Source organism: Hahella ganghwensis DSM 17046, from assembly GCF_000376785.1.
GTDB lineage: Bacteria > Pseudomonadota > Gammaproteobacteria > Pseudomonadales > Oleiphilaceae > Hahella > Hahella ganghwensis.
Genome location: NZ_AQXX01000144.1, coordinates 158,953 through 185,915, shown reverse-complemented (window position 1 = coordinate 185,915; position 26,963 = coordinate 158,953). Strand labels below are relative to the sequence as shown.

The 26,963-nt window shown below is 47.8% G+C and carries 27 protein-coding genes; 7 read left to right on the top strand and 20 right to left on the bottom strand.

Going from position 1 to position 26,963, the window contains the following annotated elements; genetic code table 11:
- The first annotated feature begins 41 nt into the window (after positions 1 to 41).
- Both sctS and sctT read left to right on the top strand, forming a co-directional pair.
- On the top strand, positions 42 to 314 hold the full coding sequence (gene sctS, locus F566_RS0130785) for a type III secretion system export apparatus subunit SctS (protein WP_020410917.1): 273 nt from the start codon (positions 42 to 44) through the stop codon (positions 312 to 314).
- A 5-nt stretch (positions 315 to 319) separates the two neighbouring features.
- Positions 320 to 1,126 (top strand): type III secretion system export apparatus subunit SctT, encoded by an 807-nt coding sequence (sctT, locus tag F566_RS0130780; RefSeq protein ID WP_020410916.1) that lies wholly within the window; start codon positions 320 to 322, stop codon positions 1,124 to 1,126.
- A gap of 18 nt (positions 1,127 to 1,144) precedes the next feature.
- Here sctT and F566_RS0130775 read toward each other — a convergent pair whose 3' ends face one another.
- Both F566_RS0130775 and F566_RS0130770 read right to left on the bottom strand, forming a co-directional pair.
- Positions 1,145 to 1,834, bottom strand: coding sequence for a hypothetical protein (locus tag F566_RS0130775; RefSeq protein ID WP_020410915.1), 690 nt, complete (start codon positions 1,832 to 1,834; stop codon positions 1,145 to 1,147).
- 46 nt (positions 1,835 to 1,880) lie between these two features.
- Positions 1,881 to 2,195 carry a hypothetical protein gene (locus F566_RS0130770; protein ID WP_020410914.1) on the bottom strand — a complete coding sequence of 105 codons (315 nt, stop codon included), beginning with the start codon at positions 2,193 to 2,195 and terminating at the stop codon, positions 1,881 to 1,883.
- Positions 2,196 to 2,589: 394 nt separating this feature from the next.
- Between F566_RS0130770 and sctU the strand changes: the two genes are divergently transcribed.
- A complete protein-coding gene (sctU, locus tag F566_RS34605) occupies positions 2,590 to 3,693 on the top strand; it encodes a type III secretion system export apparatus subunit SctU (protein WP_020410913.1) in 1,104 nt (367 codons plus the stop codon).
- 44 nt (positions 3,694 to 3,737) lie between these two features.
- Positions 3,738 to 4,256 (top strand): hypothetical protein, encoded by a 519-nt coding sequence (locus F566_RS0130760; protein ID WP_157497230.1) that lies wholly within the window; start codon positions 3,738 to 3,740, stop codon positions 4,254 to 4,256.
- On the opposite strand, the gene F566_RS37455 is transcribed toward F566_RS0130760, so the two are convergent.
- The 8 genes from F566_RS37455 to F566_RS0130720 all read right to left on the bottom strand — a co-directional run bounded on the left by F566_RS37455 (position 4,245) and on the right by F566_RS0130720 (position 11,114).
- A complete protein-coding gene (locus tag F566_RS37455; protein ID WP_020410911.1) occupies positions 4,245 to 5,675 on the bottom strand; it encodes a transglycosylase SLT domain-containing protein in 1,431 nt (476 codons plus the stop codon). The two genes, F566_RS0130760 and F566_RS37455, sit on opposite strands and share 12 nt — an antisense overlap.
- Positions 5,665 to 6,102: a hypothetical protein gene (locus tag F566_RS0130750; RefSeq protein ID WP_026180441.1), complete on the bottom strand. Its 438-nt coding sequence runs from the start codon at positions 6,100 to 6,102 to the stop codon at positions 5,665 to 5,667. Before F566_RS0130750 ends, F566_RS37455 begins: the two co-directional genes overlap by 11 nt.
- 289 nt (positions 6,103 to 6,391) lie before the next feature.
- Entirely contained in the window at positions 6,392 to 6,820 is a 429-nt protein-coding gene (locus tag F566_RS34595; RefSeq protein WP_020410909.1) for a hypothetical protein, read from the bottom strand.
- A 161-nt stretch (positions 6,821 to 6,981) separates the two neighbouring features.
- Entirely contained in the window at positions 6,982 to 7,902 is a 921-nt protein-coding gene (locus tag F566_RS0130740) for a TolB family protein (protein ID WP_020410908.1), read from the bottom strand.
- A 152-nt stretch (positions 7,903 to 8,054) separates the two neighbouring features.
- Positions 8,055 to 9,065: a TolB family protein gene (locus F566_RS0130735; protein ID WP_020410907.1), complete on the bottom strand. Its 1,011-nt coding sequence runs from the start codon at positions 9,063 to 9,065 to the stop codon at positions 8,055 to 8,057.
- Positions 9,066 to 9,287: 222 nt separating this feature from the next.
- A complete protein-coding gene (locus F566_RS0130730) occupies positions 9,288 to 9,917 on the bottom strand; it encodes a TolB family protein (RefSeq protein ID WP_020410906.1) in 630 nt (209 codons plus the stop codon).
- A gap of 75 nt (positions 9,918 to 9,992) precedes the next feature.
- On the bottom strand, positions 9,993 to 10,373 hold the full coding sequence (locus F566_RS0130725; RefSeq protein ID WP_026180440.1) for a hypothetical protein: 381 nt from the start codon (positions 10,371 to 10,373) through the stop codon (positions 9,993 to 9,995).
- Between the two features lie 78 nt (positions 10,374 to 10,451).
- Positions 10,452 to 11,114, bottom strand: coding sequence for a cyclin family protein (locus tag F566_RS0130720; RefSeq protein WP_020410904.1), 663 nt, complete (start codon positions 11,112 to 11,114; stop codon positions 10,452 to 10,454).
- Between the two features lie 400 nt (positions 11,115 to 11,514).
- Between F566_RS0130720 and F566_RS0130715 the strand changes: the two genes are divergently transcribed.
- Complete coding sequence (locus F566_RS0130715; RefSeq protein WP_020410903.1) at positions 11,515 to 12,678, top strand: TolB family protein; 1,164 nt, start codon at positions 11,515 to 11,517, stop codon at positions 12,676 to 12,678.
- 105 nt (positions 12,679 to 12,783) lie between these two features.
- On the opposite strand, the gene F566_RS38010 is transcribed toward F566_RS0130715, so the two are convergent.
- Together F566_RS38010 and F566_RS0130705 are read right to left on the bottom strand one after the other, a co-directional pair.
- Positions 12,784 to 12,918, bottom strand: a complete 135-nt coding sequence (locus F566_RS38010) for a hypothetical protein (protein WP_281169131.1) — start codon at positions 12,916 to 12,918, stop codon at positions 12,784 to 12,786.
- Positions 12,899 to 13,621 (bottom strand): hypothetical protein, encoded by a 723-nt coding sequence (locus F566_RS0130705; protein WP_020410901.1) that lies wholly within the window; start codon positions 13,619 to 13,621, stop codon positions 12,899 to 12,901. The genes F566_RS38010 and F566_RS0130705 overlap by 20 nt, the downstream gene beginning before the upstream one ends.
- A 414-nt stretch (positions 13,622 to 14,035) precedes the next feature.
- Between F566_RS0130705 and F566_RS35945 the strand changes: the two genes are divergently transcribed.
- Complete coding sequence (locus tag F566_RS35945) at positions 14,036 to 15,631, top strand: DUF1521 domain-containing protein (protein WP_020410900.1); 1,596 nt, start codon at positions 14,036 to 14,038, stop codon at positions 15,629 to 15,631.
- 109 nt (positions 15,632 to 15,740) lie between these two features.
- Here the strand turns inward: F566_RS35945 and F566_RS0130695 are convergent, their stop codons facing one another.
- The 8 genes from F566_RS0130695 to F566_RS0130660 all read right to left on the bottom strand — a co-directional run bounded on the left by F566_RS0130695 (position 15,741) and on the right by F566_RS0130660 (position 25,140).
- Positions 15,741 to 17,105, bottom strand: a complete 1,365-nt coding sequence (locus F566_RS0130695) for an MFS transporter (protein ID WP_020410899.1) — start codon at positions 17,103 to 17,105, stop codon at positions 15,741 to 15,743.
- Positions 17,106 to 17,343: 238 nt separating this feature from the next.
- The gene (locus tag F566_RS0130690) at positions 17,344 to 18,174 is read right to left on the bottom strand and encodes an ABC transporter permease subunit (RefSeq protein ID WP_020410898.1); all 831 of its coding nucleotides are present in this window, start codon (positions 18,172 to 18,174) and stop codon (positions 17,344 to 17,346) included.
- Complete coding sequence (locus F566_RS0130685; protein ID WP_020410897.1) at positions 18,171 to 19,073, bottom strand: ABC transporter permease subunit; 903 nt, start codon at positions 19,071 to 19,073, stop codon at positions 18,171 to 18,173. Before F566_RS0130685 ends, F566_RS0130690 begins: the two co-directional genes overlap by 4 nt.
- An 18-nt stretch (positions 19,074 to 19,091) precedes the next feature.
- Entirely contained in the window at positions 19,092 to 20,231 is a 1,140-nt protein-coding gene (potA, locus tag F566_RS0130680; protein WP_020410896.1) for a polyamine ABC transporter ATP-binding protein, read from the bottom strand.
- 113 nt (positions 20,232 to 20,344) lie between these two features.
- Positions 20,345 to 21,442 carry a polyamine ABC transporter substrate-binding protein gene (locus tag F566_RS0130675; protein WP_020410895.1) on the bottom strand — a complete coding sequence of 366 codons (1,098 nt, stop codon included), beginning with the start codon at positions 21,440 to 21,442 and terminating at the stop codon, positions 20,345 to 20,347.
- Between the two features lie 125 nt (positions 21,443 to 21,567).
- Positions 21,568 to 22,950: an aspartate aminotransferase family protein gene (locus F566_RS0130670; RefSeq protein ID WP_020410894.1), complete on the bottom strand. Its 1,383-nt coding sequence runs from the start codon at positions 22,948 to 22,950 to the stop codon at positions 21,568 to 21,570.
- A 73-nt stretch (positions 22,951 to 23,023) separates the two neighbouring features.
- The gene (locus F566_RS0130665; protein WP_020410893.1) at positions 23,024 to 24,376 is read right to left on the bottom strand and encodes a glutamine synthetase family protein; all 1,353 of its coding nucleotides are present in this window, start codon (positions 24,374 to 24,376) and stop codon (positions 23,024 to 23,026) included.
- A gap of 17 nt (positions 24,377 to 24,393) precedes the next feature.
- Complete coding sequence (locus tag F566_RS0130660) at positions 24,394 to 25,140, bottom strand: gamma-glutamyl-gamma-aminobutyrate hydrolase family protein (protein ID WP_020410892.1); 747 nt, start codon at positions 25,138 to 25,140, stop codon at positions 24,394 to 24,396.
- Positions 25,141 to 25,438: 298 nt separating this feature from the next.
- On the opposite strand from F566_RS0130660, the gene F566_RS0130655 reads away from it, so the two are divergent.
- Complete coding sequence (locus F566_RS0130655; RefSeq protein ID WP_020410891.1) at positions 25,439 to 26,887, top strand: NAD-dependent succinate-semialdehyde dehydrogenase; 1,449 nt, start codon at positions 25,439 to 25,441, stop codon at positions 26,885 to 26,887.
- Positions 26,888 to 26,963: the final 76 nt, after the last annotated feature.

Below are 26,963 nucleotides of genomic sequence, written 5' to 3'. Positions count from 1 at the left end.
GCCAACCACCTTTTGTATCTTTATCCCGCAAGGTTAAGATTATGGATTCCGATGTTATCCGGCTGACTCAGGATGCGTTGTGGCTGGTACTTTTGCTATCAGCACCGCCAATCATCGCTGCTTCCGTATCAGGGCTGTTGGTTGCTTTTCTTCAATCTGTCACTCAGCTACAGGAACAAACGCTGGCTTTCACCGTGAAACTAACGGTAATCGTCATCACGCTGTTTTTAACTGCCAGCTTCCTCGGGGAAACTCTTTACCAGTTCGCAGATACCATTTTCTCTGAATTTCCAGCTTTGGTCAGAACCCACTAGACCACATGAATTCAGTCACTTTTTATAATGAAGCCATTGCCCTGATTGAATCGACTCTCCTGGGCGCGGCTTTATGCTTACCAAGAATTGGCGCGGCATTTCTGGTTTTGCCTCTGCTCACTCAGGAGTCGGTACCTGCCCTGGTCCGCAATAGTCTGTTCGTCAGTCTTTCGATCATGGTTTACCCGATTGCCTTTGCCACAATAGAACCCAGTTTGATTCCTGGCGTCATGTGGCCGTTCATTATACTCAAGGAAATTTTCTTGGGGGCCTGTATGGGATTCCTTTTCGGCTCCATATTTTGGGCCCTCAGTGTCGCCGGTGGCATTATAGATACTCAAACGGGATCCAATATGGCGAACGCGATGGACCCCATTCAAGGACATCAGGCAACTCCTATGGGCTTATGGCTATCCAGGTTTGCCACATGGCTTTTTATGGTCAGCGGAGGCTTCCTGATATTCCTGGATATACTATTGGGATCCTACAAGTTGTGGCCTATCCACAACATATTGCTCGATTTGAAGCTGAAAGGGGCAATGGTATTTATTCAAGAACTTGAATTCATTATGTCGAAGTCACTCATGATTGCATTGCCCGCGATGCTGTTGCTGGCGCTGGTCGATCTTTCACTGGGCCTGATCAATCGATTCGCACAACAAATCAACGTATTGGCATTGTCCATGCCGATAAAATTCTGGCTATCAACTTTCATACTTGTCATCAGCCTGGGAACCATCATTGAAGTCGTGCTGAGAAAATTAACCTCTAATCAGGCTTTACTCGATGCAATGGCAAAGCTGTTCTCATGAGAGTCGCTTCTCATCCAATTAAATACCGGCGACTTCATTTGAAATCTCCAGGGCTGGCTGGTTTTCCAGCCAGCTTTCCCCCAGACGACTCAATCGCAATTTAGTCTGCCTGGTATAGGCGCCCTCAGTCATGGACTCAACATCTGACAGAATCTTACCTGCATATAACTGCCGGGCATAATCGCTACAATTGACAAGGGAGATCAACCCCGTCAGAGCCTTCACATAGGCTTGGTCTGACAGATATGGACGCTGGGTCTTCTGCCCAAACCACACGGTAAGGTACTCAATTGGCCCCAAGCCGCGTTGCGGTGCTTCCCCCCAATAACTTCTCAATAAGCGGCTGGCGCTAATGGGCGAGGATATATTGCTATGATTCACGATTTGGGAACTCCCCCAGGCATTTAACACACCACTTGGCATGTCGGCCCGCTGTACTGCAGCTGCAAGTGTCTCGGCCAACGCCTTTTTGGCCGGGAAGTCGGTACTTCTTGAGATGATCATCAGCAACTTGATAAAGCCCGGATAACCATGATTCCCCAGTTGTTCGGACAACTGATTTAAAACGGCAAGACGCACATCCAGATCTACGATACTGCTCATAGCCTGTTGCAGTCTGCCTGCCATCGCAAGCCATCGACCGGTTGAGGCATCAGTTAGTGACACCTCTTGCCTGCTTGCCTGAAACTGGAAATAGTGTTGATTCATTTAAAGCCCTCCTGCACATCCATCCAGCAGGTTTGGCACTGCCGGTTCAGGACCAGGCAGAGAGAATGTACTGAACCCACTGCTGGGCCTGGCCAGCGGCAGCGAGATTGTTGTCAACCACAGGAAGCTCGCTTTGAGCGTAGGAGGACAAATCTGATTCGCCAAAATCTTCAGTCAATAATGATGAGGCAGGATCTACAGATGACGGTTGACCAGAATCATAAGCAACACTTTGATCCTGAGGTGATGCCAGGTCTGCTACAGAATTCTCAGCAGTGTTTGATACCGATTGTGTATTCGAGGGACTCATTGCATCCAATACGGACAACAATCGACTCGGAGGAGAAAGCTCAATACTCATAGTGATAAATCTGAAATTACTTACTGTTGATATTCATCAATGACTCTATTGTAGGTTGCCGGCTGAAATTCCCTGCCCACACCCAAGTTTCATCAACCCGGTAAATTCAGATCTTCCAACCAAAGGTAAACTTAGACCACGTTTTTGGTTTTGTCTTGAATTTAGTTTATCCGGTAGAGGTAGCTCTCTTTCTTGTTTTTTTATATCTCTTCTTTTTTATAGTGTAGATAGCATTACTCGATCCATAAACTCGGGTATACCCTAGCTCAACATTGCCTGATCAACTGATAATCTTTCTTTATCTGTTTCGCTGCCTCCGGCCAAAGCCGATGATGTGAAATCAAATTATCGTGAGCCTGCACAGGTTCAACAATTTCAGGAAGTACGATAGGGAATGGCGCAGGAAAAAGGAGCCGACCAAACCGAGAAGCCTACCGCCAAAAGGCTCAAGGATGCTCGAAAAGAGGGGCAGGTACACAAAAGCCAGGATCTGAGTAAAACACTTTCCCTACTACTCTGGCTCATGATGATCACTTTTACCGCTCCAATAGCCTATGATCGGATTTCTCACTTATATTTGATGATGTTTCATGCGATACCTAATCTCACCAATCAAATGCTGATAGAGCTAATGGCGGAATCCTGTAAAGTATTACTTCTGATACTACTTCCCTGTCTGATTGCTGCATCCCTGATAGGCACATTTGTCGAATTTCTGCAGGTCGGCCCAGTGCTGGCATTCAAGCAGGTAAAGCCGAATATGAATCACCTGAACCCTGGCGAAGGAATCAAGCGAATGTTTTCGCAGAAAAACCTGATAGAAGTCGTCAAAGCTCTTGTTAAAACAATCGCATTATTGATTATTGTCGGACTGCTGGGCTATCTACACATTCCGGAATATCTGCTACTTCCGCTGTCAGACATCCCCATGAATGCTCTCCTTGCCCATTGGGACGTCACCGTTCTTATCGTCGCCAGCGTAGTTTTCATTTTCTTTTTTATCAGCATCCTGGATATGGGATACCAACGACACTCGTTTATTAAAGACCTGATGATGAGCCGACGGGATATTAGGCAGGAGCATAAAGATAGCGAAGGTGATCCACAGGTCAAAGGTCAAAGAAAGCAACTACATCAGGAATGGTCTCAGCAAAACATGCTCGCTGCTGTGAGGAAGTCTAACGTTGTTGTAGTCAACCCGACTCATATTGCGGTCGCCCTTTATTATGAAAAGGATGAGACTGACCTTCCTATGGTCGTGGCTAAAGGAGAGGGTTATATGGCTCAGCGAATTCGGGAAACAGCCGAAGAAGAGGGCATTCCCATTATGCAGAACATTGATCTGGCGCGAGGACTTAACCAGGAGATTGCATTGGATACCTATATCACCCCAGATTTCTTTGCCCCTGTCGCCGAACTTCTCAAGTGGGCAAAGGAAACATCCGAGAAGGCCAAACGAGATGGATTTCTATCCGTACAAAGTGATGAACAGATATGAGTAACTCCCTCGGCACACTTACACCTGGATCAGTCGCTGCCTCTTTGCAACAAATAACCATAGCCGCAGCGGCTCAACAGTTAGATATCCAGGGTCTGCTCACTCGCGACGGATTATTAAACCCTGCTTTTTTTAATATTGCCCAATCAGACTTACTGCGAATTCTTGATCGACTGACACAAGGACCGCTCAATAAAGCATTACGACGACAACGCAAAAAGCGAGGTCCATCTACCGCAACAGATTTGCTTCGTAATTTGATGAGAGGGATTGGGCAAATGGGTGCTCAAAACCGAAGTTTGCTGTTCAATCAAGCAGCGGTTGAAATGACAACCGATCAATTGGAAAAGCTTTATCTTGCTGCACCAGAGGAACACCTATCTCTGGAACTGATTGAATCTGTCACTGTATATGGACAACGTTTAAAACAGGAACAACTCCATATGAGTATTCAGACTTATAAAGATTACCAAGGCCAGCACCATTCGACCGACCAAGCCGCATTGGCATTACTTCAAAAAAGTCTGGGAATCAGCCACAGTCCAGCCTCATCAGTTGGATAAGCTAGGGTCTTTTTCCTGATCATAGAATCCGACCAATCGCTGTACTTTCGCAACATAGTCTTGAGTCTCTGAATAGGGTGGAACCCCTCTATATCGATTTACAGCCCCTTCTCCAGCATTGTAGGCAGCAAGTGCCAGGGTAAGGTTATTATCATAGCGGCCCAGGAGATCTTTTAAGTGTTTAGAGCCGCCAAGAATATTCTGCTGGGGGTCAAACGGGTTTTGCACACCAAGGGAGTTGGCTGTATCCGGCATTAACTGCATAAGCCCTATAGCTCCGGCATGTGAGATCGCCTGAGGATCATAACCAGACTCAACTTGAATGACGGCCCTGATAATTGATTCAGGAACCTCATACAGCCGAACTGCTTCCTGGATATAGGCCGCATAGTCTCCAGGTTCAGCAGTATTGTTTGTTGCCCCGGCCAACTGATTCGGCTGACTGCTTTTAACGACCGTGAATTGTTGCTTTGGAATTTCCGCCGACACTCCCAGATGCTCGACAACAATGCTTTCCTGCTCCAAGCCCACTAACCTTTCTCCTCCCGGTAACACTGATCCGAGATAAAACCGAGAACCATCATTGGCGACAATATAGTTATCCAGGCCTTCGACAATATAATCTATATAGCTGTATGGTGAATTGTCAGGTTGTTTTCCAAGGGCTTGATAACTCTCCACCAGTATTTTACTCAGTCCCGACACTTCTCTCATTGAAGATGAATAAATGACTTTTCTCAGACCTGCCTGATCAGCAAAATCACCTCGAACCAAAATCTCTCCAGGTGCCGCTACGGATGTAGAAACAGGCATGCCCGACAGACGGAAAACCTCAGCAACATCTTTTGCGACTTTCAGCATATGTGCGCCGCTCTGATCACCAGGAATTAATTGATCATCCAAAGTACTGACCTGTTCAGACAACACCAATGCGTCCAGGGATTCCTTCGTTGCAGAAAGCCAGCTATATAGTGTGGTAACCACCAACAAGATGATCGCAACTAATACCAACCACCTTCTTTCAGCCTGTCGGTAAAAATTCAGCACATCAAAATAACGGGATGCTGTATTGGTGATTTTTTCCCAGTGTGATACTGGAACCTGCAGAATAAGCTGCATATTGCCCACAGTCAGTCTTTGCCCAATTCGCCACAGACAACTTTTGTCAACTGGAAGGAGATTTCCCTCCAGGTACGCCTCAGCCATTGATTTGACCCAGACATGCCCCTGTGAATAGTTAACGATACAGTGCTTGTCAGATAGTCCAGCTTTGGTTTCACTGATATCACATAGATCATCTTTCCCGATCAGGCATACCTGGCTATCAGTCAGGTCCAGCCTGGAAAGCAAGGGAGTGTCCACACCATCTGCAACGACTATTTGCCTTGATCGATTTAGTTTGCGGCGATTAAAAGACATCGACATTTTTCTGAGTGATATTCCGATACATACGCGATACCAGAGAACAGCTGCCATCCTGTTTACCTTTGTAGGTATCCTGATGTTTTGCCAGATAATCAAACAATCCACATTTCGTAACACGCTTGGTGAAGTTCTGTTGAGATGCTACCGAAAGCATCTCATTGTCGGAAATCTTTGCCAGCTGATTCTGACGGCAATTGTCGAGAGCCTGATCCAAAGATTTCTTTAATGAGGATTTGTCTTCAGTAAAGCAGGAGGATAGTTGTGGGTACTCACCATACATAAAATCGGCGGTAATCGACTTATCAATGGTTTTTGAATACTCTCTTTTAGTAACAGACTCGCCATTCACGCAGCCAACAAGCGAAATAATTGTAACGACTAATATCGCCGGCTTTAATACGTAAAAAAGTTCGGTATTCATTATATAAACTTCCCTATTCTCGTTTCCCATCTATGAATTTCATATAGGTTAACTTGCTATTTTTTAAAAATAATCTGGGGGAAACCCTATCGATACAGAAATACCAATTGTATCCTCGTAACCACACAGACTTCTCTCATTTACCTATATGAAAGTTGTACCTTGAGATGCTCTGAGCTGGTTAAGGTACCTCTCTTTTCCTGCAGATATACATAGAAGAGAGAAGTACCCGGCAGGCTATGACAGGGAGAATCAGAACCTGCATATAGGCTATCTCTGGCTAAAAATACTAACGGGCAGCAGCGAAAGCATTCAGAGAGACATTAACCTCAGTTTGCAAGGTCTCAATATCCCGCGATAAGCGACTGAAATCGGTAGCGCTGAGAATGTTGGACGCTGCATCCAGAAGTTCGTCCAGGGAAGTGTCATTCTGCGGGCTGGTTCCAAACTGAGAATGCACCTCATTTTGCATCTGCTGGGTGAAGTTACCATTTTCCTGCATACCTTCATCCAGCACTTTTCCCAGAATATCTCCCGCCAGTTGCCCGAGCATAGACCCGATGGGACCGCCAAACATGCCACCGACAATTCCACCAATAGTTGAGAGTAGTCCGCCAGCCCCCTCTCCACCACCCAGAATTCCCCCAAGGCCTCCGCCTCCGAGTATACCGCCCAATCCGCCGCCGCCAGCGCCACCAATTAGTCCACCAATATTCATAGTTTCTTTCCTCTTATGAGATTGTTTAACCGCAAACAGGGGAAATAGAGAGCCCCCTAGTTCACCCTACAATCATCTCAAAGAAGGCTAAATTTGCTATTGGCGTGGACCCTAGATAGGGAATACCCGAGCAACTGCAGGTTCCCCTAACTGATAATAATTTACCAGTTTGTCCAGATAGGAGTTTCAGCGGGATTGGAGCAGAATAATTTTCCATATTCGTCGACAAGAGAAGTGACATCAGTACTGCTCTCTTCCAAAGTCAGATTGGAAGCCGTTGCATTTATGATATATAAAGCCCCACGACAAGGTTGAATTGCATCATGCACATCGATACCTCGAGTAATCGCCAGATATTTTCCATCTGGAGACCATGCTGCGCCATGGATATCATCGGATTCGTTGTCCACAAGGGTTCGCAGACCAGTCCCATCTATATTCATTGAATATAGATCAAAGTCTCCACGACCTCGAGTTAGACCCTTTTGGCTCATGCTAAAGACAATTTGACTGCCATCAGGGCTGACAGACAATGTGTCCCATATATCGCTTCCAGGGAAACGACGAAGCAATTGCTTTGTGATGCCAACCTTAAAATCCACCTGATATATTGAGTCACCCTGACCAATGATCAGCTTTCCATCTGAGGTCAGGTCAAAGCTTCGAATCGGGCCATCTGAAGAATCGTACGAACGAAGTAGGGTCCCGTCTCGTTTTAACAACGCGAGAGCGGCATTTCCACCTTCTATTTCATAATATAGGGCGATAACACTGCCATCGGGAGAAACCCGTGGATTTCTTTCCAATGTGTAGCTCCCTGGCTTAGAGAATACAGAGAGTTTCTTGCCGTTCCGATCGAGCGTATAAACATCGATAAAGAAGTTAATTGCAGCTCCAGTAATCTCAGTTCTCTGCTTTACGAACAGTATATTCTCCTCCTCGTCTACTCCGACGAGACCATCCAACTCAATAGCAGGCCCTTGAGTATTTGAGGAAAAGCTAAATTGACGAAAATCATCTACTACCTTCTCGAAGAACAAAGTCCCTTGGAGACCTTTTTCACGGTTAGATGACAGGCCCATATCGTCGCTTCCACAAGAAGTTAAAATTGTTAACAGGCAAGCTATCAAAACTATTTTCAATAATCGCTGGGGGCTATACATAAATGGGCCTGCAAACCTGTCTGTGCTAAGTCGTAAACGGAAGATTCCGGCGGGATTGGGAATAAACCATATCAACGCCATTCAGGTACTGTGCGTGGACAGGCTCCAAGTAGATCACCATCAATTTTCACTTTGACCGTCAGCTTCTCCTTTAAACCTTCATTATTAAGGTTCAGTTCTCGTGCATCGGCAGGCACAATAATCAGGTCCGGGCAACGAGATGATTGATAAAAAATCCTGTGCCTCAAAGCAATAAACTTTCCGTCAGGAGACCAGGTAAATCCATCTTCATTCTTGGAGGAGGTTGTGACCTGTTGGTAAGACTTCGATGCCAGATCCATGACATACAAATGAGTCTTTGCATAATGAGTACTTTTAAAGTCTCCGAGGGAAAATGCGAGTCGCGAGCCATCAGGGCTGACAGCCAGAAAGTTTGGTGTATCTCCGCGAAACTCAGCCAGCACTTCCGCCTGTCCTTTAACGATGTCAGTAACCAAAAATATTGAATCGCCCTTGGCGTACAAAAGCCTGCCATCCGGCAACCACTCCCAACTGACTATTCTTCCATTCTCTGTTTCAGGGTACTGGCTGACAAGATTCCCCTGTTTATCAGTCACAATCAGCGCAGCTCCCACTTTAGTGTGGTAAATGGGCTTGTAGGTAAAGGCCAGTAGTTTATGATCGGGAGATAGCTTGGGACGACCCCATACCAACTTCTCGATGGGATATTGCCACAGTTTATTTCCACCTAGGTCAAAGCCTCTGATAACCTCATGGGATCGATCAGAGGAGCTATCAAATACACCGACAAAATACTTCGCATCTGCAGAAACCGAGGCAGAAATCCCTGCCTCCTCAATATTAGTGACTCGCCCAGACTCCAATATCATCTGACTGAACCCATCGCGGGTCCCCCTAATTCCATCAGAGGTTTCATAGTACAGCTTGCCGACATGCCCACAATGAAAAGCTGAACGATCACAACCATATTCGGACCGGCTGCCAGAGGAGCCACTGCAGGCTGCCGTCATGCCAAAAAGAATGACGAAAACCAACCATCTGCTACATTGACTGACGAACATTGAGAGCCTGCCTTACGATCATTTATCCTGTTACTGCATTGACTCAAGCAAGTTTCTGATCGCATCAGTTTTAGCGACGAAGCCGTCCTCACTGATATCCAGCAGTAAAAAGTTAACCCCATATCCAGTGCATTCTTTGCAGCTGTCTGCGAGAATTATTTCCGCCTATGAGATCCTCTAACATGCCCCCTAGCTTAATGTACCTATTGATCGGATATAGATTCACCAACCTGTCCAAATAGGCACAGAAGCCGGGTTGGAACAAAATGTTTCCCCATATTTATCGACAAGCGAGGTAACTTCCGCGCTACCTTCATCCAAAGTAAGATTAGTCGCAGTCGCTTTTATGACATATAAAGCCCCACGACAGGGCTGGATTGCATCATGTACATCTATTCCTCGGGTAATCGCCAGATAATTCCCGTCTGGAGACCAGGCAGCTCCATGGATGTCATCCTCTGCATGATCAATCATCAATCGGAGATTGCTTCCATCAGCGTCCATAATAAATAAATCATAATCTCCATTACCTCTGGAAAATTCCCCTTGACTCATACTAAATACGACCTGTAGACCATCAGGACTCACCGACAATGTATCCCAGACATGACTACCAGTGAACTTCCTCAGTAACTGCTTTTCAGGACCCACATGAAAGTCCACTTGATAAATTGCGTCATCTTCACCTATGTACAAAACACCGTTTGGAGACCAATCAAAGCTTCTTATATCTGAGCCTGGGTCTTCATAATAGCGGAGTGTATCTCCATTTCTTTTTACCAGGACAAGAGCCGGGATACCTAACTCTTCAGGCTCATAGTACAAAGCGATCACACTGCCATCGGGAGACACCTTCGGATCTCTCTCCAGAGTGATACTACCTGGTTTGGTAAAGGTGGAAATAACGTTTCCACTCTGATCAACGGTTTACACTATCACGCGAAAATCGATTGCTGAGCCGACAGTTTGGAAATCATCATTCACTAGCAGCAAGTTTTCCGACTTATCTACACCAATTGCACCATCCAAATCTAAAACAGACTTATTTTTATTAGCTGCCAAGTCATATTGATGAATCTTATTGACAACTTTCTCAAAGATAAGTGTTCCCTCAAGACCTGTTTTATCTCCTCCACTGGTGTCGTCGCCTTCATTACTACTAGTGCTGCCGCCACCGCCTCCACCACATGCCGATATAACTACCGCCAAACAACTCAACAATATGACTTTGATGTAGAAAAGGGTTTTGCCAACTAAAAAATCCCCCACCATTTCAATACTCCCTTTTAGTAATCCGTCGCCACCCATTCTCCACATTGCCGCAATGTGAAATGCCAAAAGCCGAGATGACAACATCCCGGCTTTTGGCACCTCGCACAATAGAGACTATTGTTTCCGGGCAGCAGTATTCAAGGCTTCACCTATTGTCTTAATCACTGTATTGGTGAGGTTAGACATCATGCTGAACGTTTGTGAATCAGCAGAGAATTCAGCCTGCGCCTGACTGAACTCTTTACCTTCCTCAGCACCTTCGAGCTTCTCTAAAGAGTCCATCATTTTTTCAGCTTTCTCTCCAAGCACAGTACCCAGCGCTTTCGCAAGTGCTTGCAAGAAGTTTCCTTTCCCTTTACCACCTTCACAACCAGAGGTTCCTTCTTCCTGGATCTGGCGACCTACCAAGTCACTGAAATCACCGCCATTCTGGATTTCCTCTGCGGCGCCTTGCGCGGCATCTCCAATTTGCCCCTGGACACGTGCCGCATCTGTTGGAGACAGAGACTCCAATAGACCTTGGTAGGCCTCCTGGAAATTTGAGGCAGCTCCTGCAGTATTACCAAAAGCCTGATTAAACAGACCTTGCGCGAAGTCGATTGAGTGCTGCGGAAGCCCCATCATCTCGCCCAGATTCTGAATGACCGCTTCACCAGCCTGCAAAAGGCCACCGCCACAACAACGCGCAGCAAACATCGCTGGATTAGACAGGCTGGCAACATTCATTGCCATGCTAGCTACACTTGAAAGATCAAAACCACCGATTCCAAAACCCATTGTATTTCTCCTTAATCAATTTTGTTAAATCCAGCATCCAACGGTAGTGATAGTGTCGAAAGCTGTTGGACTCACAATTTCGATTTTAGAGATGGTCATTTCAGAAACCAGCTGGTGCGTTCCCCAGCTAGGGTTGCCCCGAGTGTTGCCTCGCATCTTTCTGCAACTGCGACGCTCTTACTCGAGATATTATTAACTAATTGCATTGACGATCCACCTAGGGATTACCCTAGAAAAAGCACAGAAAGACCTCTTTTATCGCTCCTTCCAGACACGCCAAATATAGGGAAAATTCCAATATTAATTAACGCATAGACACTGTATAAAAAAGTCTATTCAGACTAACCACTAATTTCTATGCCGCGTACGAATTAATCTAATGTAGGCAATGATACTAAATATGTTTCCCAAACTACTCCGCTACCAATTTCTCACTATTTCCTTCTTGATTACAATTCAACTTACTGCCTGCGGTGAATCAGGATCATCCTATACCTCTGAAAAAGACACCATTGGGTACAACAACGGTTTAGAGGGTTACTTGTACTACAGTGCGGCCGATAAATATTATGAACTAGACCTAGAATCCGGAATTGCGCGAACTCTTTGGAGTGATGCCGATGGCGATTTTTGGACTATAACCCCCTCCTTTGACGGACAAGAATTCGCTGTCACCATGGATGACGGCATTGATAAAAGCAGACTCGTTATCATAGACAGACAAGGAGATATTCTCTCAAAGGTCGTTGATAAGATAACGCTTTCCGGCAAAGCGGAAATTTCACCGGACGGAGAGTTAATCGCCGTATTACAGCAATACTACGGCAGTAAGCCAGATCGCGTTCCCATATTTAACCGTAATGGCAATATCATCCAGACATATGCATCTGATGGCATCAATCAAATTAAAGGATATACATGGCATAGTGATAGCAGTCTGTTTATTACAGAAAATGACAGCATATTTTCAGCCAAGCCGCGAACGTCTGAAGCTCCGTCATTAATAAAACAATTTCCCGGTAAGTTAGTCTCCTCCATTAATATCAGTCGTAACGGAAAACAGTTAGCGTTTGTGTTAGCAAACAATGCTGACGAAAGCGAGTATCATATCTACACTAGCAACCTTGATGGGAGAAATATGAGGCAACTGACGGATGCAGAATTTGCTTCTCAGGGTTCACCTAGCTGGTCACCCGATGGCAAATTCATCGCCCTACGCCACCATGTCAGCGATGACATGTCAGGAGGTTCTGCACACGGGACATGTCCGACTATTTATATCGTCAGAAACGATATTCCCACAGTGGATCTCAGCCAGGGTGAAACCAAAGAAGTTTTTCGGTTAAAACGAAAGGACAAGAAACTAACCCTTCCACAACCTATTTGTGCCTATTCAGGAATTTATTGGTTTGGTAAACCCGTATCTTCAGCTTTACTTCAATCACCAGTTAAGACTAACCGCTTTATCGACATGGAGGATGGCACAGTAGTAGAAAATAAAACACTGCTTCAGTGGGAAAAGTCAGGAAGGGCAAGAATACAACCAGCATGCGCAGCGTTGTGAATATGACGGTTTCTTACTCACGAAGCAACCAAGGTTATTACCAAATTAAATAAAAGCATTGAACCATCAACCACTCCAAAAACTCCATCTACATCTTCGCGTAGTTCAAAGTCCGCAATAGCCGTGATTTCTGACAGCATCTGTCACCAGCCCAACAACATCCGGGCGCTCGCCATCGAATACACTTTCAACAGCTTTTCCAGCAATATTTCCAGCCTGTTCACCCGCTAGGCTGACCAAAATTGTCTTTCGCTTCACTGATAGCCGTTTCTTTCAGGGCATCCATATCACGGGCGAAATTACCAAGCTCCGGTACTCCCATGGTTTTGCCAAGAGTTTCCATGGCTTCAGTCGTGGCGTCATAAGCATCAATCTGCTTACCAAAGCCAATCTGAACTCCCATCTTGGCCAAGTCGGTCATTTCTTTCGAAAGCCCTAGGTCATCAATCGCATCCATGGAAAACCCTAGAGCCATATCCATGGCGACCTGCCCCATGACGGCTTTGCCCAGAGCAGAGACAGAGCCCACCGGCGTTCCGGTTAGAACTCCCATCATCGCTGCTTTGGCCACAGTCTCCACGACACTTCCAATGGCTTCTCCAAGCGCCTCGTTACCCGTCAGACCAGTCACTGCCTCAGCAACGGCATCGCCAATAGCAGCCGCAGTCTTGCCAATTGCATCTGTTACGGTATCTATCGCATCCTGAACCGCTGCTGCAACGCTCGATGCAGTATTCGCTGCCGCAGCCGCTGCTTCTGCAGCCTCACTCGCCGCGTCGTTGGTAGTGGTATCCGCCCCGACGCCTGCTGCTCCAGCTGCTCCAGCTGCTCCAGCTGCTCCAGCTGCGCCCATACCACCTGCGTTTCCTACTCCACCATCATTTCCGCCTACACCGCCACCATGACCACCATCGTTTCCGCCTACGCCACCTGCTCCGTCCATTCGAATCCCCTCATCTATCAACAGAATTTTGGGAGGACAAGATCCTTAACTGATGCCCACGACATTTTTATATATCCGCTATACACCAATTCGGACATAAAACGGCTTATGGAGTCATCAGTAACGCTATATCCACCCGGCATTATTTGGTAACTGCAGTGTGCCCGGAGGTTCGGCTTTCTTCTATCAGGTCTGCCCCCAGCTAGTGCCAACCCCAGGGAAGGAAAATAATCATGACAGCCTGGTTTGTTATCAGGGTGAACCCTAGCTAGGGGACACACCGATAGGAATGAAAGTCGATTCAGGGTGGAATTACTGAAGCTCCGCTCGATTCTTATTTGCTGTTGTCATCGGAGATTCAACAGAGCTTTTCATTTAGGTATGCAGGTCTAGTTAGAACAGGAGAAAAACCCAATGTTAGGATCACTGATTCATAATCTGGGAGAAGGAATTGCCAACAGGCAGTTTACCAACGAGTTCAAAGGTATCATCCAAGATACCGTTGGCATGAACAAATCTACCGTTATGGGTGCGCTGCAATCTGTAGATTTAAGTTCCCTTTCCAAGACAGAACGTACGGCAATTCTTACCGCACTCAAAGAAATGGCTGGCGACAGCCATATTAGCCGTCAGGATGCCAACACACTGTCGCAAATGATTAAATCTTTTGGTGAAGATCATCCGATTTGCCAGCTATTTAATTTCAGATCAGGCCAGGACTTCAATCCCTGGAGCTCTTCTATAGAACAAGGCGCCAGAACACCAGCAGGCTTTGAAAAAGCTGTCGACAAGGCGTTGGACAATACCCATGGCTGGAATGCCAGTGTGGTAGAATGGGCTTTAAGTGCTATGGACAGCGGTAGTCTCTCAGTTAAGGAACGCAGCACTCTTTTGACGACGCTGAAATCATTTACTGGTGACGCCCAACTGACCGGCTCAGAAGCCAGGGCTATGCTGGACCTGATTGGCGAATTTGATGAGAGCGGCAAGGATTGTATTAAAAGTTTCTGGCCTTTCCCCCACATTGACTGCAATAAGACTCAGGGGAATCCGCTTGTGAATTGCTTTATGGGTATCATGGCAGGAGGTTGCTTCCCAGCTCCCCCTACCGGAGGCTGCTTTCCTAATCCGGATACAATATTCGCCAATCGTATAGAAGGTATGCTGGATAGCTGCCAGCCGAGTTTTGCCCGTGACGCATTATCCGGTGCATTCCAGAACGCAGATTTGTCGAAGCTCGATGCCTCGGAGCGCCAGGAATTGATGACCATGGTCAGCATGGCCACATGTAACGGTAAAATCAGTCATTGTGAAGCTCACGCCATCTATGATGCGCTGCAATCTGCACAGGAACCAGACTGCGGTTGTCCTCCTTTTCCAGGTCCTGTCCAGGGGAATAACTGGTCAGTTGAGCAAAATGGCAGTAAAGCAGAGATCGATCTTGGCACCCACGTGCTGAACTTGAATGAAAAAAGCTCGGAAATCTGGATTACCAACAAAGAAACCGGAGAAAAATCCAGGATTTGGGGCGACCCACATTTCGATGTGGATGGCGATGGCAAAACCGATATGGACTTCTGGGGCACCATCTCTCTGAATCTAGAAGGCGGCACTAAGATTACCATCAACACCACCCCCTGGAAAGGAAACGAGAACATGACCGTTTCCAGCAAACTTACCATCACCAATGGCAATGACTCCATCGTGGTTGACGGGCTGGATCAGAATAAAATTGGTGACATGACGATCGAACAAGGGAAGGCCGGTTATCTAATGGACACCTTTACTGGCGACGGCCTGAACCTCTATGAGAACAGCAATGGCGAAGGCTGGATGGTGCTTGATGGCCTGAGCCTGAGAGAAGTCACACAGCAGGACCTGAACGCCACCAAAGGCGATCAAAGTGACTTCAGCCCAATGGAAGGTTTGAAAGCGATGATGACGCTTGGCCTCTTTGCCTCTTTCCCCTTGCTGGGGCTGTTGAACTCGATGTTCGGTGAACAAGACTAAATCAGACCTGGTATAACAATCGCCATGGTGCCGATTACGGCACTATGGCTTTATTCTTTCCTTCATTTACTCGCAAACCCTACACTGACTTACGATCCGATACCTTCGGTCAGTCACGCCCCTTTTCTTCAGCTTCTAACGGCTCTTTAGGCTTATCATTCCTGTGTTCTTCAGTATCGTTTCCGCCGGATCCACTCACTTCATCGTGTTCTCCTACCAAAGTTTCCGTATCCGGATCCCCCCTTGGGTCCATTTCAGCGATTAATGGAGAAGTAGGTACTGTTGCCGTATAGGTGTTGTGAGCTTCAATCGGTACTGGTTTTCTGACACTTCTGCGCCATAACAGGTAGACCACAATCAGCGCGGATACCGTCGTAAAATAGACAAACATTCCCATCGGCCCACGAATGGAAATAAACCAGGGCGCTAAGAGGGGCCCGACCACGGCACCCACGCTATAACTGAGTAATGCTCCCTGATTCCCATTGATCACCTGCTCGGGAGGTAGTTCGTCACAGGCATGACTCAGACTGATCGGATAAATGGAGAACATTACTCCACCGAACAGGAACATGAATACGCCTGTCATTAACCGGTTATCGATTGCCTGCATCCAGACAAAAACAGTGGACAGCACCATGGTCATACCAAACAGCAATGCAATCACCATACGCCTGTCATACCTGTCAGACATCCGCCCAAGAGGATACTGCAGACACATACCGCCGATAATGACCACTGCCATCATATTAGCGGTATCACCGACACCATAGCCCACAGAGGAGAAAAACAAAGGCATCAGACCGTAAACCACACCGAGCAATAGTCCGCTGCAGAAGCTCCCCATGACACCGGCGGGAGTCATCCTGAACAGCTTCAAAAAGGGTAGCCTGCCATGATCCTCCAGCTGTGGCATTTGTGTCTTCAACAGCGAGAGAGGAATGACTGATAAAGATGCAGCCAGAGCAACCAGGGTAAACGGTATCAATGTCATGATATCGACCCATTTCAGTATGATCTGCCCTCCGGCCATGGCGCCAAAGGTCAATACCATATAAATAGCCAGAACCTGCCCTCTGATTCGAGCCGAAGTGGATACCATCAACCAGGACTCAATGACAACAAAGAGTCCCCCCGCCGCAAAACCGCCAATCAATCTCAATACAAACCAGAATTCAGGATACACCGCCAACCCGAAAAGCAAGGTGGTACTGGCAACAATTGAGGCGTAAGCGGCATATGCCCTGATATGGCCAACCCCCAGAATAACCTTGGTATTAACAAAGGTTCCGGCAATCAAACCGGCAAAATAGGCTGCAGTAACCAACCCTATCCACTGAGGGGATACAGATTCGGCAGAAAGCCGGACAGATACAAGAGTGCTAAGCAGCCCATGACCTACAGAATAGGCCACCAGGCTGATAAGAGGAGCAACGATGCCAAGAATGGACGATTTCAGGGGGGCTGGAGACATGTATTCCCTTTTGACAGCTTAAGGTGAACAGAACCTGACAACTGTAGTCTCCATAACAAGGTTTGAAAACCCGTATTTGCACCAAGTCTAACAATTTCTCAAGTGATGCCCCTTCGAGAAACTGTTAATTTGTTTAGGACGAACTTTCAAACATTTGATTTTCCCCTAGTAGCCAGTGTATTCAAACCAATGGAGTCGACGAAAAGCCAGGAAGCCTCTGAGAAAGTAGTGCCGTCGCTTAATGCATCTGCCGACTCTGTTCCAGTTTTTTGGTGAAATACCAACTGCCAAATGCCGCTAATGACACCAGAGCAATGATAATGGTCGCCAACGCATTGATTTTGGGGGTTACGCCCAATCTGACCGATGAAAAAACTTCAATGGGCAATGTGGTTGCACCAGGTCCAGTCACAAAACTGGCAATAACGACATCGTCAAGAGATAAGGTAAAAGACAGCAACCATGCAGACAAAACGGCTGGAGAAATAATTGGCAAAGTAACCTTTAAAAAGGCTCGAACGGGCGTTGCCCCTAAATCCAGTGCGGCTTCTTCAAGGCTTTGATCCATTTCTCGTAACCGGGAGCTGATCACGACCGTCGAATAGGCCAGACAGAAGGTCGTATGGGCAATCCATACGGTTAACAAACCTCTCTCCGCCGGCCAGCCAACAAACTGAGCCATCGCCACAAAAAGTAGCAACATCGACAGACCGATAATTACGTCCGGCATTACCAATGGCGCCGTAATCATCCCCGAAAACAGCGTTCTGCCCCGGAACCGATGAAACCTGACGATCACAATGGATGCCAGCAGCCCCAATACCACCGCAGCAGACGCAGAGTAAAAGGCAATTTCCAGTGAACGAAGTACCGCACTCATCAGTTGCTGATCATTGAACAACTCCGCATACCATTTCACTGACCAACCGGACCAGACAGTAACCAGACGAGATTCGTTGAACGAATAAACGATCAGCACCAGCATTGGCGCGTACAGAAAGAATATGCCAAGCCAGAAGATCCCGTTGCTCAGGCTGATACGTTTCCCTGCAGCAGTTGAATCGATCATGATTGACTCTCCTTGTTCTGATATCGGTGGAACAAGGCGATAGGTATGATCAGTATTCCGATCATAATGGTTGCCAGTGCAGAGGCGACCGGCCAATCGCGGTTATTGAAGAACTCCTGCCACAACACTTTACCGATCATGATACTTTCAGTTCCGCCCAGCAGTTCAGGAATGACGTATTCCCCCACAACCGGGATAAACACCAGCATAGAACCGGCAATAATGCCATTTTTGGACAGTGGCAACGTAATCTTGAAAAAACTGCCCCACTTTCGGGCACCCAGGTCATAGGCTGCCTCGATCAGCGTTGCGTCATGCTTCACCAGGTTGGCGTACAACGGCAATACCATGAATGGCAGGTATGAATACACAATGCCGACATACACGGCAAAATTGGTGTTCAACATCTGGATAGGCTCGTCAGTAATACCTGCCCACATCAGGACACCATTGATGATACCGTTATTCTTCAACAACCCCATCCATGCATATACCCGGATCAGAAATGATGTCCAGCTCGGTAACAATACCAAAAGCAGCCAAGTGGTCTGAAGATGAGGGGGGGCCTTGGCAATAGCGTATGCCATGGGGTAACCGAGCAAGAGACAGAACAGCGTCGAAAAGAACGCCATTTTGATTGAATTCCAGTAGGCAACGACATAGAGCTCGTCCCCTGTCAGCCAGATGTAATTGGCAAAACTTACCTTAATATTCAGCGCTTCCTCGGTCCAATCAAACATGGACGAGTAGGGAGGAATGGCAAGCTCAGCCTCGGCAAAGGAAATCTTGAGAACAAAAATAAAAGGCAACAGGAAGAATATGAGCAACCACAGATAAGGTCCGCCGATAATCCAGCGCTTTCCACCCGGCAACATACGTGACAAATCCACTTTATTCATATCGAAGGCACCGTTTCGTTATGAGCGTAATACAACACCGCTGTCGACGGCCCAATGGATATAGACAGAATCTTCCCAGGTTGGGCGTTCCGCCCGGCGAACGGTGTTTGCCAGAAAACACTGGATGATCTTGCCGCTTGGTAGCTCCACATAATAGACAGTATGCCCACCCAAATAAGCGATATCATGGACCTTGCCTTCCGACCAGTTAAACTCCTGATCAGGCTTTTCCACCGTCATGACCGTTTTCTCAGGGCGCAGGGCAAACAACATACTACGCTCATCTATCCCGCTACTGACGCCGTGTCCAATGTAGATCAGCGCATCCAGATCCGGGCAATTCAAGGTCATATGATCTTCCTCATCATCCCGGATGGTGCCCTCAAAGATGTTCACTGAACCGATGAATTCAGCCACCATTCGACTGGTGGGACTCTCGTACACATCCACGGGAGAGCCAACCTGCTGGATATACCCCTCATCCATGATGGCGATCCGATCCGCCATGGTCATGGCTTCTTCCTGATCATGGGTCACCATGACACAGGTCACGCCAACATTTTCCAAAATATCGACAACCTCCAACTGCATTTCCGTGCGTAGTTTTTTGTCGAGTGCACCCATTGGCTCATCCAGTAACAGCAATTTCGGCTGTTTAGCCAGGCTCCGGGCAAGAGCAACACGCTGGCGCTGACCACCCGAAAGCTGATGAGGTTTACGACGTGCATACTTCTCCATATGCACCAGCTTCAGCATCCGCTCAACCCTTTCTCTGATTTCGTCCTTCGGCAGCTTATCCTGTTTCAATCCGAACGCCAGATTCTGTTCCACTGTCATGTGAGGGAACAACGCATATGACTGGAACATCATGTTAATCGTGCGTTGATAGGGCGGAAGACGAGTAATATCGACACCATCAAGCAGGATATGACCCTGAGTAGGTTGTTCGAAACCCGCGAGCATTCTCAGCAACGTTGATTTCCCTGAACCGGAGGCACCAAGTAGAGCAAAGATTTCGCCTTTGCGAATATCCAGGGATACATTGTCTACCGCAAGAGCTTCATCATAGTACTTGGTGATATTGCGAATACTCAGCAGTGTTTCATGCTCTGCCTCATTCACCTTTTGATTCTTGCGGGCACCTGCTGCGATGGCCATCAGAACTCCCCATAAATGTATATACTGTGTCGTTATTGATACCCGAAGCAATACCAGCGGAGGCAACAGCCTCCGCGGTCAGTCCTGGTCATTATTCGCTTGAAAGTGGAGGTTTATTGACCAGACTTGATCTTGGTCCAAGTACGGCTCATCAGCCTTTCAATCTTGTTGGGAAGAACGGCAAAGGTGAAAAGCTCAGTGCCTTCTGGAGGAAAGATGCCCGGGTCTGCCAGGATTTCCTCGTCAATAAATTCCCGTGCCGCCTTGTTAGGGCTACCGTACCAGACATAGTTGGTAATGTTCGCAGACACCTTGGGATCCAGAATATAGTTGATAAAGATATGGGCTTCTTCAACATTCTTGGCATCTTTGGGGATATTCATCATGTCAGACCACATGGCGGTGCCTTCTTTCGGAATGAAGTAAGCCACTTCGACACCATTTTCTGCTTCTTCAGCCCGTGCCGCCGCCTGGAACACATCACCTGACCAGCCTATCGCAACACAGATATCACCATTGGCGAGATCGGAAATATAACGTGAGCTGTGGAAATAGGTGACATAAGGGCGAATGCTCAGCATCAGCTCTTCCGCTTTGTCATAATCCGAGGCTTTCAGACTGTTGGGATCAAGCCCTAGATATTGCAGCACCAGAGGCAACACCTCACTGGCAGAATCCAGGATAGCCACGCCGCAGGAATTCAACTTCTTAAGGTTCTCAGGTTTGAAAACCATGTCCCAGCTTCCGATGAGTGATTCAGCATCCTCTCCCAAAGCTTCTTGGACTTTGGCGACATTATAGCCCACCCCGGTGGTTCCCCACTGATAAGGCACACCATGCTGATTACCATCATCATAGTTATTCAGGCTCTTCAGCAGATCCTGATCCAGGTTTTTCCAGTTCGGCAGCTTGGACTTATCCAGCTTCTGATAAGCTCCCGCTTTTATATGACGGGCCATATAATCACTGGTCGGCACAACGACATCATAACCGGACTGCCCGGACAGAACCTTGGCTTCCAGTACTTCATTGGAGTCGAAAACGTCATACACCACCTTAATGCCGGTTTCTTTTTCAAAGTTAGCCAGGGTGTCTTCAGCAATATAGTCCGACCAGTTATAGACACGAACTTCACGAGCTTCTGCCGTAAAGCCGATGGTCATTGCTGTAAAAAGAGCTGTGACAGCGATAGGTTTATTGAGCTTTTTCATAAGGGTTTTGCACTCCTCCGAGTTTGTCCGCACTGCTCTCAGGTCTAACGCCTGAGCTTATAGGGTCTGTACCGGGTTCACATCTTACTTATTCAATCAGGGATTGCTATTTCAAACACTGATTACTATGAAAGATGCACCAGAGTGGCGTCCAGCGCTTTTCGCGTCAGACGCACCAGTTCATCTATCTCGTCCTTTTCAATGACCAACGGTGGTGACACCAGCATGGTATCCCCTGTTGCACGCAGAATGAGCCCAATTTTCAGCGCTTCATCCCGACAGATTGTGCCCACTTTACCGGTACCCTCAGATGAATCTTCACTGAAGTATCGGGTTCGGGTCTTTTTATTCTTAACCAGTTCGATCGCTGCCAGCATCCCCACCCCACGGGCTTCTCCTACCAGGGGATGGTCTGACAACGATTGCCATTTTTCCTGCAGATAAGGTGCCGTTTCGTGTTTCACCTTCTCGACGATTCTCTCCTCACGCAAAATGCGGAGGTTTTCCAATGCCACTGCCGCACACACAGGATGTCCGGAATAGGTAAACCCGTGAAAGAAGTCTTTGCCTTCTGCTTTGAACACATCAGCAACACGATCCGACACCATCACCCCACCAATCGGAAGGTATCCGGAAGACAATCCCTTGGCAATCGGCATGAAGTCCGGCTCCAGTCCAAAATAGTCTGAGCCAAACCATTCTCCGGTACGGCCAAATCCACAGATCACTTCATCGACAATGAGCAGCAGATCGTATTGCTTGACGATTCTCTGAATTTCCGGCCAGTAGGTGTCTGGCGGAATGATAATCCCCCCGGCTCCCTGAATAGGTTCTGCGATAAAAGCAGCAACATTTTTCGCACCAACTTCCAGAATTTTTTCTTCCAGAGCTTTTGCCGCATGCAGCCCAAACTCTGCCGGTGTCATGTCGCCGCCTTCGCCATACCAATAGGGCTGGCAAATATGTTCGATACCTGGGATAGGCAGATCGCCCTGCTCATGCATCGGTTTCATGCCACCCAGGCTGGCCCCCGCAACGGTGGACCCGTGATAGCCGTTCTCACGCCCGATAATGGTTTTCCGGGAAGGCTGCCCCTTCAAATCCCAGTACCTGCGCACCATACGCAGCACCGTATCATTGGACTCACTGCCGGAGCCGGTAAAGAAGGTGTGGTTTATATGAGGGGGAGCAATTTCAGCCAATGCTTTGGAAAGCGCAACGACTGGTGGATTGGAGGTTTTAAAGAAAAGGTTGTAATAAGGCAGTTCCTGCATCTGACGGGTAGCAGCATCTACCAGCTCCTGACGTCCATACCCCAGATTGACACACCAGAGTCCGGCAAAGGCATCAAGGTACTGTCGACCCTCACTATCCCAGACATGTACACCATGTGCCCGGGTGATGATTCGGCTGCCCTCCTCTGCCAAAGCACCACTGTCTGAAAAAGGATGCAAGTGGTGTTGTGCATCCTGTTGTTGCCATTCTCGGGTTGTTTCCTCAGGGATCATATCAACCTCTATTACTGACGTTTATGTTATTTTAGTGATCAGTTTTCACCCGTCTTTAGCAGCCGGGTACCTATCAAACTGTTGCCAACAAATACTCCCGTTCCCAGGAACTGATGACCCGCTTAAAGCCTTCATATTCAGCCCAACGGGTCGCGATAAACCCGTCAACAAAACGGTCGCCGAATATGTCACGGATATTTTCAGCTTCGCTCATCGTGACCAGAGCGGCTTCAAGGTTAAAAGGCAGATCCGGATCAGCTTCTTCACCACGACGGCCAGATACCTCTGGACGCGGGGTCAGCTTTTCAACCATCCCCAAATAGCCTGCAGCCAGGTTGGCAGCAAGAGACAGGTAAGGATTGGTGTCCGCACCAGGCAGCCGGTTTTCCACCCTGCGAGCCTCGGGTGGTGAACTCGGCACCCGCAGACCAACGGTACGGTTCTCTTCTCCCCATTCAATATTGACCGGTGCATTGCCGTCAGCCCCCGGCAAGTATCGGCGGTAACTGTTCACGTTAGGAGCGAACATTGGCATCATCAGCGGGATATACTTCTGTAAGCCACCAATGTAGTTCAAAAACAGTTCCGACGCGCTGCCGTCTTCGTTGGAAAACAGGTTCTTCCCGGATTTATCATCAACCAGAGATTGGTGAATGTGCATAGAACTGCCGGGTTCGCCGGTTATCGGTTTGGCCATAAATGTCGCGCCGATATTATGTTTCAATGCGGCTTCTCGCACGGTACGCTTGAATATAAAGACCTGATCCGCCAACGCAAGGGCATCACCGTGACGGAAATTAAACTCCATCTGCGCCGTGCCTTCCTCGTGAATCAAGGTATCGATATCCAGTTCCTGGGCTTCGCACCAGTCATAAATATCTTCGATGATCGGATCATATTCGTTAGCCGCATCGATACTGAAAGACTGGCGTCCACTTTCTTTACGGCCGGACCGTCCTACAGGTGGCTCTAACGGTAAATCGGGATCAGTACAGCGCTGCGTCAGATAGAACTCCACTTCTGGAGCCACTATTGGTCTCCAGCCTTTGTCAGCATATAAAGCAAGCACCCGCTTCAAAACTGCCCGAGGAGACAGTGTAATAAGGTTGCTGTCCACATCGTAGCAATCGTGAATGACAACCGCCGTAGGCTCAAGAGCCCAGGGCACCATAAAAGCCGCCTTCTCATCCGGGCGTAGCAACATGTCGATATCTTTTGGATCGAGAATGTTGTAGTAAGCTTCATCATCCGGATAATCACCGGTAGCCGTTTGCAAGAGAACACTTTCCGGCAGGCGTATCCCCCGCTCCGCGATAAATTTATTGGTGGGCATGATTTTACCGCGGGCAATACCGGTCTGGTCTGTGGTAATACATTCCACTTCAGTGATACGTCTGTCTTTAAGCCATTTCGCTAGCTTTTCCATTTTTATCCATTCGATTGTCACGCTCTGCACGCATCACCGAATGCCTCAAAAAGTTGTCGTTGTTGGGGGTTTTGCATCACTTGCCATTCAGGGTGCCACTGCACCCCAAGGCCAAATCTGACACCTTCCACGCGGAAAGCTTCGATTAATCCGTCAGCGGCCGTCGCCTCTACCGCCAGATGGCGACCCAGTTGCGCGACCCCTTGGGTGTGTAAAGAGTTGACCCGGATACTGGATACACCCAATATCCGCTCCAGTTCACCACCAGCGCTCAGGGCAACCTCATGGGCCGCTGAATATTGCTCTGCCAGTGTCTGATCTTTGTTCTCGCGATGGTCATCCAAACCTTCAACAGTATGGATGGTTTGCAATAAAGTGCCACCTGCGGCCACGTTCATTTCCTGAAATCCCCGACAGACGCCAAACAATGGTAACTCCCGGTCCAGAACGGCTTTAATGACAGCAAGACTCAGAGAATCCCGCTGTCTGTCATAGGCCTGTTCTTTTGCATTACTGGAAGGTTGCTGCTGATAAAGAGAAGGATGAACCATGGAGTAACCACCAGGAAGAAAAACTCCCTGCAGGTGTTCTAGCCAGTCTGCGACATCAACCCATTCGGTCAGTGCAGGAAGAATGACGGGAACCACATCAGATGCCTGGACTAATGCGGTCAGATACTTATCTCCGGCCATATGAAATGGATGCGGAGGTACAGTCTTAAGATCGCTGACGACACCTACTAGCGGTTTTGATTTGCGAGACATATACGACTTTCTTATTCCAGCGATCCTGGCGAACTGCCGAGATCAGCTTTATTAAATTGAGTGTTTATTTTTTACAACATTACCATAAAGAATAATTAACACAATACATCGAATTGCCCTTTTGTAAAATATTTCGTACACAAATAGGCCATTAACACCCTATATTTCCATAATCTGTTAAATATTTTATTCACAAACACTTGAGAATTTACGCAGAATCGGTTTAGCTAGGCTCCAATAACACAAAATTTTTTGCACCGGATACCGTCGGCAAATCTCCGGGCAAGGGAGGAAAATCGTGTCGAGTGTTCAAATTCGCGAACAGGCCTATATAGATGGTGCCTGGACGACGCCATCCACACAGAAAACCTACCAGATCGTTAATCCAGCCACAGGTGAGGTATTGGCCAACGTAGCCGATTGTAGCGCTGATGATGCCACGCTTGCCGTCGAGGCCGCCCATCGTGCTTTCGGCCCCTGGAGCAAAAAGACCGCCAAAGAACGCTCCGTTATATTGAAGAAATGGTTTGACCTGATAATGGAACACCAGGCCGAGCTCGCCAGGATGATGACGATGGAGTGCGGCAAACCCATTAATGAAAGCATGGGAGAAGTCGTTTACGGTGCGTCCTTCGTAGAATGGTTTGCCGAGGAAGCGAAGCGGGTTTACGGTGATATCATCCCGCCCCCCAAAGGTGATAGGAAAGTGATGGCGATCAAGCAACCGATCGGTGTCAGCACAGCTATTACGCCCTGGAATTTCCCGTTGGCCATGATTACCCGTAAGTGTGCACCAGCTTTGGCTGCCGGCTGTACTGCGGTCGTCAAGCCTGCCGAAGCAACACCATTGACGGCATTGGCACTGGCTGAATTGGGTGCAAAGGCAGGCCTTCCAAAAGGCGTGTTCAATGTGGTGACAGCCAGCCACGGAAAAGATGTGGGCGCAGTCCTGACCCAGCATCCCCTGGTCAAAAAGGTGTCGTTTACCGGTTCAACACCCGTCGGAAAACAACTCCTGAAACAGGCAGCGGACACTGTTAAGAAGTCGTCGATGGAGCTGGGAGGCAATGCCCCGTTCATTGTTTTTGACGATGCAGATATCGATGCAGCCATTTCCGGAGCCATCGCTTCTAAATACCGCAATACCGGACAGACTTGTGTTTGCGTCAACCGCTTCCTGGTTCAGGATGGTATCTACGATCAGTTCGCCAAAGCCCTGGCTGACCGGGTCTCTAAAATGACGATAGGCAACGGTCTCGAAGAATCCACTGAACAGGGACCACTGATAAATCAGGCTGCTATCAATAAAGTCACGGAGCTGGTCGATGACGCAACTTCCAGTGGCGCCAATGTGCTGACTGGTGGCCCTCGCTCTGATATTGGCAGTTTATTTTATGCGCCCACTGTACTTACCAATGTCACAGACAAGATGCGAGTATTCAACGAGGAAATCTTCGGTCCGGTTGCTCCCCTGTTTCGATTCAAGACAGAAGAAGACGCCATACGCATGGCAAACGATACTCCTTTTGGTCTGGCAGCCTACTTTTACACCCAGGATATGGGTCGGATCTGGCGTGTAGCCGAAAGCCTGGAGTACGGCATGGTCGGTATTAATGAAGGGATCATTTCCACAGAGGTTGCGCCCTTTGGTGGAGTGAAAGAGTCTGGCCTGGGCCGCGAAGGCAGCAAATATGGTATCGATGAATACGTGGAAATTAAGTACCTGTGCCTGGGAGGGCTAGATTAAAAAAGTCCCAAGGACACCGAATTGAGAAGCACAAATCAAACACGACAAAACGCAGACTACAGTGTCTGTATTTGAT

Bases quoted from the DNA above. Each gene is read 5' to 3' on its own strand.
- F566_RS0130695 (WP_020410899.1), bottom strand. From the start codon at position 17,105: ATGTCTCCAGCCCCCCTGAAATCGTCCATTCTTGGCATCGTTGCTCCT.
- F566_RS0130715 (WP_020410903.1), top strand. From the start codon at position 11,515: ATGTTTCCCAAACTACTCCGCTACCAATTTCTCACTATTTCCTTCTTG.
- sctS (WP_020410917.1), top strand. From the start codon at position 42: ATGGATTCCGATGTTATCCGGCTGACTCAGGATGCGTTGTGGCTGGTA.
- sctT (WP_020410916.1), top strand. From the start codon at position 320: ATGAATTCAGTCACTTTTTATAATGAAGCCATTGCCCTGATTGAATCG.
- F566_RS0130705 (WP_020410901.1), bottom strand. From the start codon at position 13,621: ATGGACGGAGCAGGTGGCGTAGGCGGAAACGATGGTGGTCATGGTGGC.
- F566_RS0130750 (WP_026180441.1), bottom strand. From the start codon at position 6,102: ATGAATACCGAACTTTTTTACGTATTAAAGCCGGCGATATTAGTCGTT.
- F566_RS35945 (WP_020410900.1), top strand. From the start codon at position 14,036: ATGTTAGGATCACTGATTCATAATCTGGGAGAAGGAATTGCCAACAGG.
- potA (WP_020410896.1), bottom strand. From the start codon at position 20,231: ATGGCCATCGCAGCAGGTGCCCGCAAGAATCAAAAGGTGAATGAGGCA.
- F566_RS0130675 (WP_020410895.1), bottom strand. From the start codon at position 21,442: ATGAAAAAGCTCAATAAACCTATCGCTGTCACAGCTCTTTTTACAGCA.
- F566_RS0130720 (WP_020410904.1), bottom strand. From the start codon at position 11,114: ATGGGTTTTGGAATCGGTGGTTTTGATCTTTCAAGTGTAGCTAGCATG.
- F566_RS0130690 (WP_020410898.1), bottom strand. From the start codon at position 18,174: ATGATCGATTCAACTGCTGCAGGGAAACGTATCAGCCTGAGCAACGGG.
- F566_RS0130665 (WP_020410893.1), bottom strand. From the start codon at position 24,376: ATGGAAAAGCTAGCGAAATGGCTTAAAGACAGACGTATCACTGAAGTG.
- F566_RS37455 (WP_020410911.1), bottom strand. From the start codon at position 5,675: ATGTCTTTTAATCGCCGCAAACTAAATCGATCAAGGCAAATAGTCGTT.
- F566_RS0130685 (WP_020410897.1), bottom strand. From the start codon at position 19,073: ATGAATAAAGTGGATTTGTCACGTATGTTGCCGGGTGGAAAGCGCTGG.
- F566_RS0130725 (WP_026180440.1), bottom strand. From the start codon at position 10,373: ATGGGTGGCGACGGATTACTAAAAGGGAGTATTGAAATGGTGGGGGAT.
- F566_RS0130670 (WP_020410894.1), bottom strand. From the start codon at position 22,950: ATGATCCCTGAGGAAACAACCCGAGAATGGCAACAACAGGATGCACAA.
- F566_RS34595 (WP_020410909.1), bottom strand. From the start codon at position 6,820: ATGAATATTGGTGGACTAATTGGTGGCGCTGGCGGCGGCGGATTGGGC.
- F566_RS0130735 (WP_020410907.1), bottom strand. From the start codon at position 9,065: ATGTTCGTCAGTCAATGTAGCAGATGGTTGGTTTTCGTCATTCTTTTT.
- F566_RS0130775 (WP_020410915.1), bottom strand. From the start codon at position 1,834: ATGAATCAACACTATTTCCAGTTTCAGGCAAGCAGGCAAGAGGTGTCA.
- F566_RS0130660 (WP_020410892.1), bottom strand. From the start codon at position 25,140: ATGTCTCGCAAATCAAAACCGCTAGTAGGTGTCGTCAGCGATCTTAAG.
- F566_RS0130740 (WP_020410908.1), bottom strand. From the start codon at position 7,902: ATGGGCCTGTCATCTAACCGTGAAAAAGGTCTCCAAGGGACTTTGTTC.
- sctU (WP_020410913.1), top strand. From the start codon at position 2,590: ATGGCGCAGGAAAAAGGAGCCGACCAAACCGAGAAGCCTACCGCCAAA.
- F566_RS0130770 (WP_020410914.1), bottom strand. From the start codon at position 2,195: ATGAGTATTGAGCTTTCTCCTCCGAGTCGATTGTTGTCCGTATTGGAT.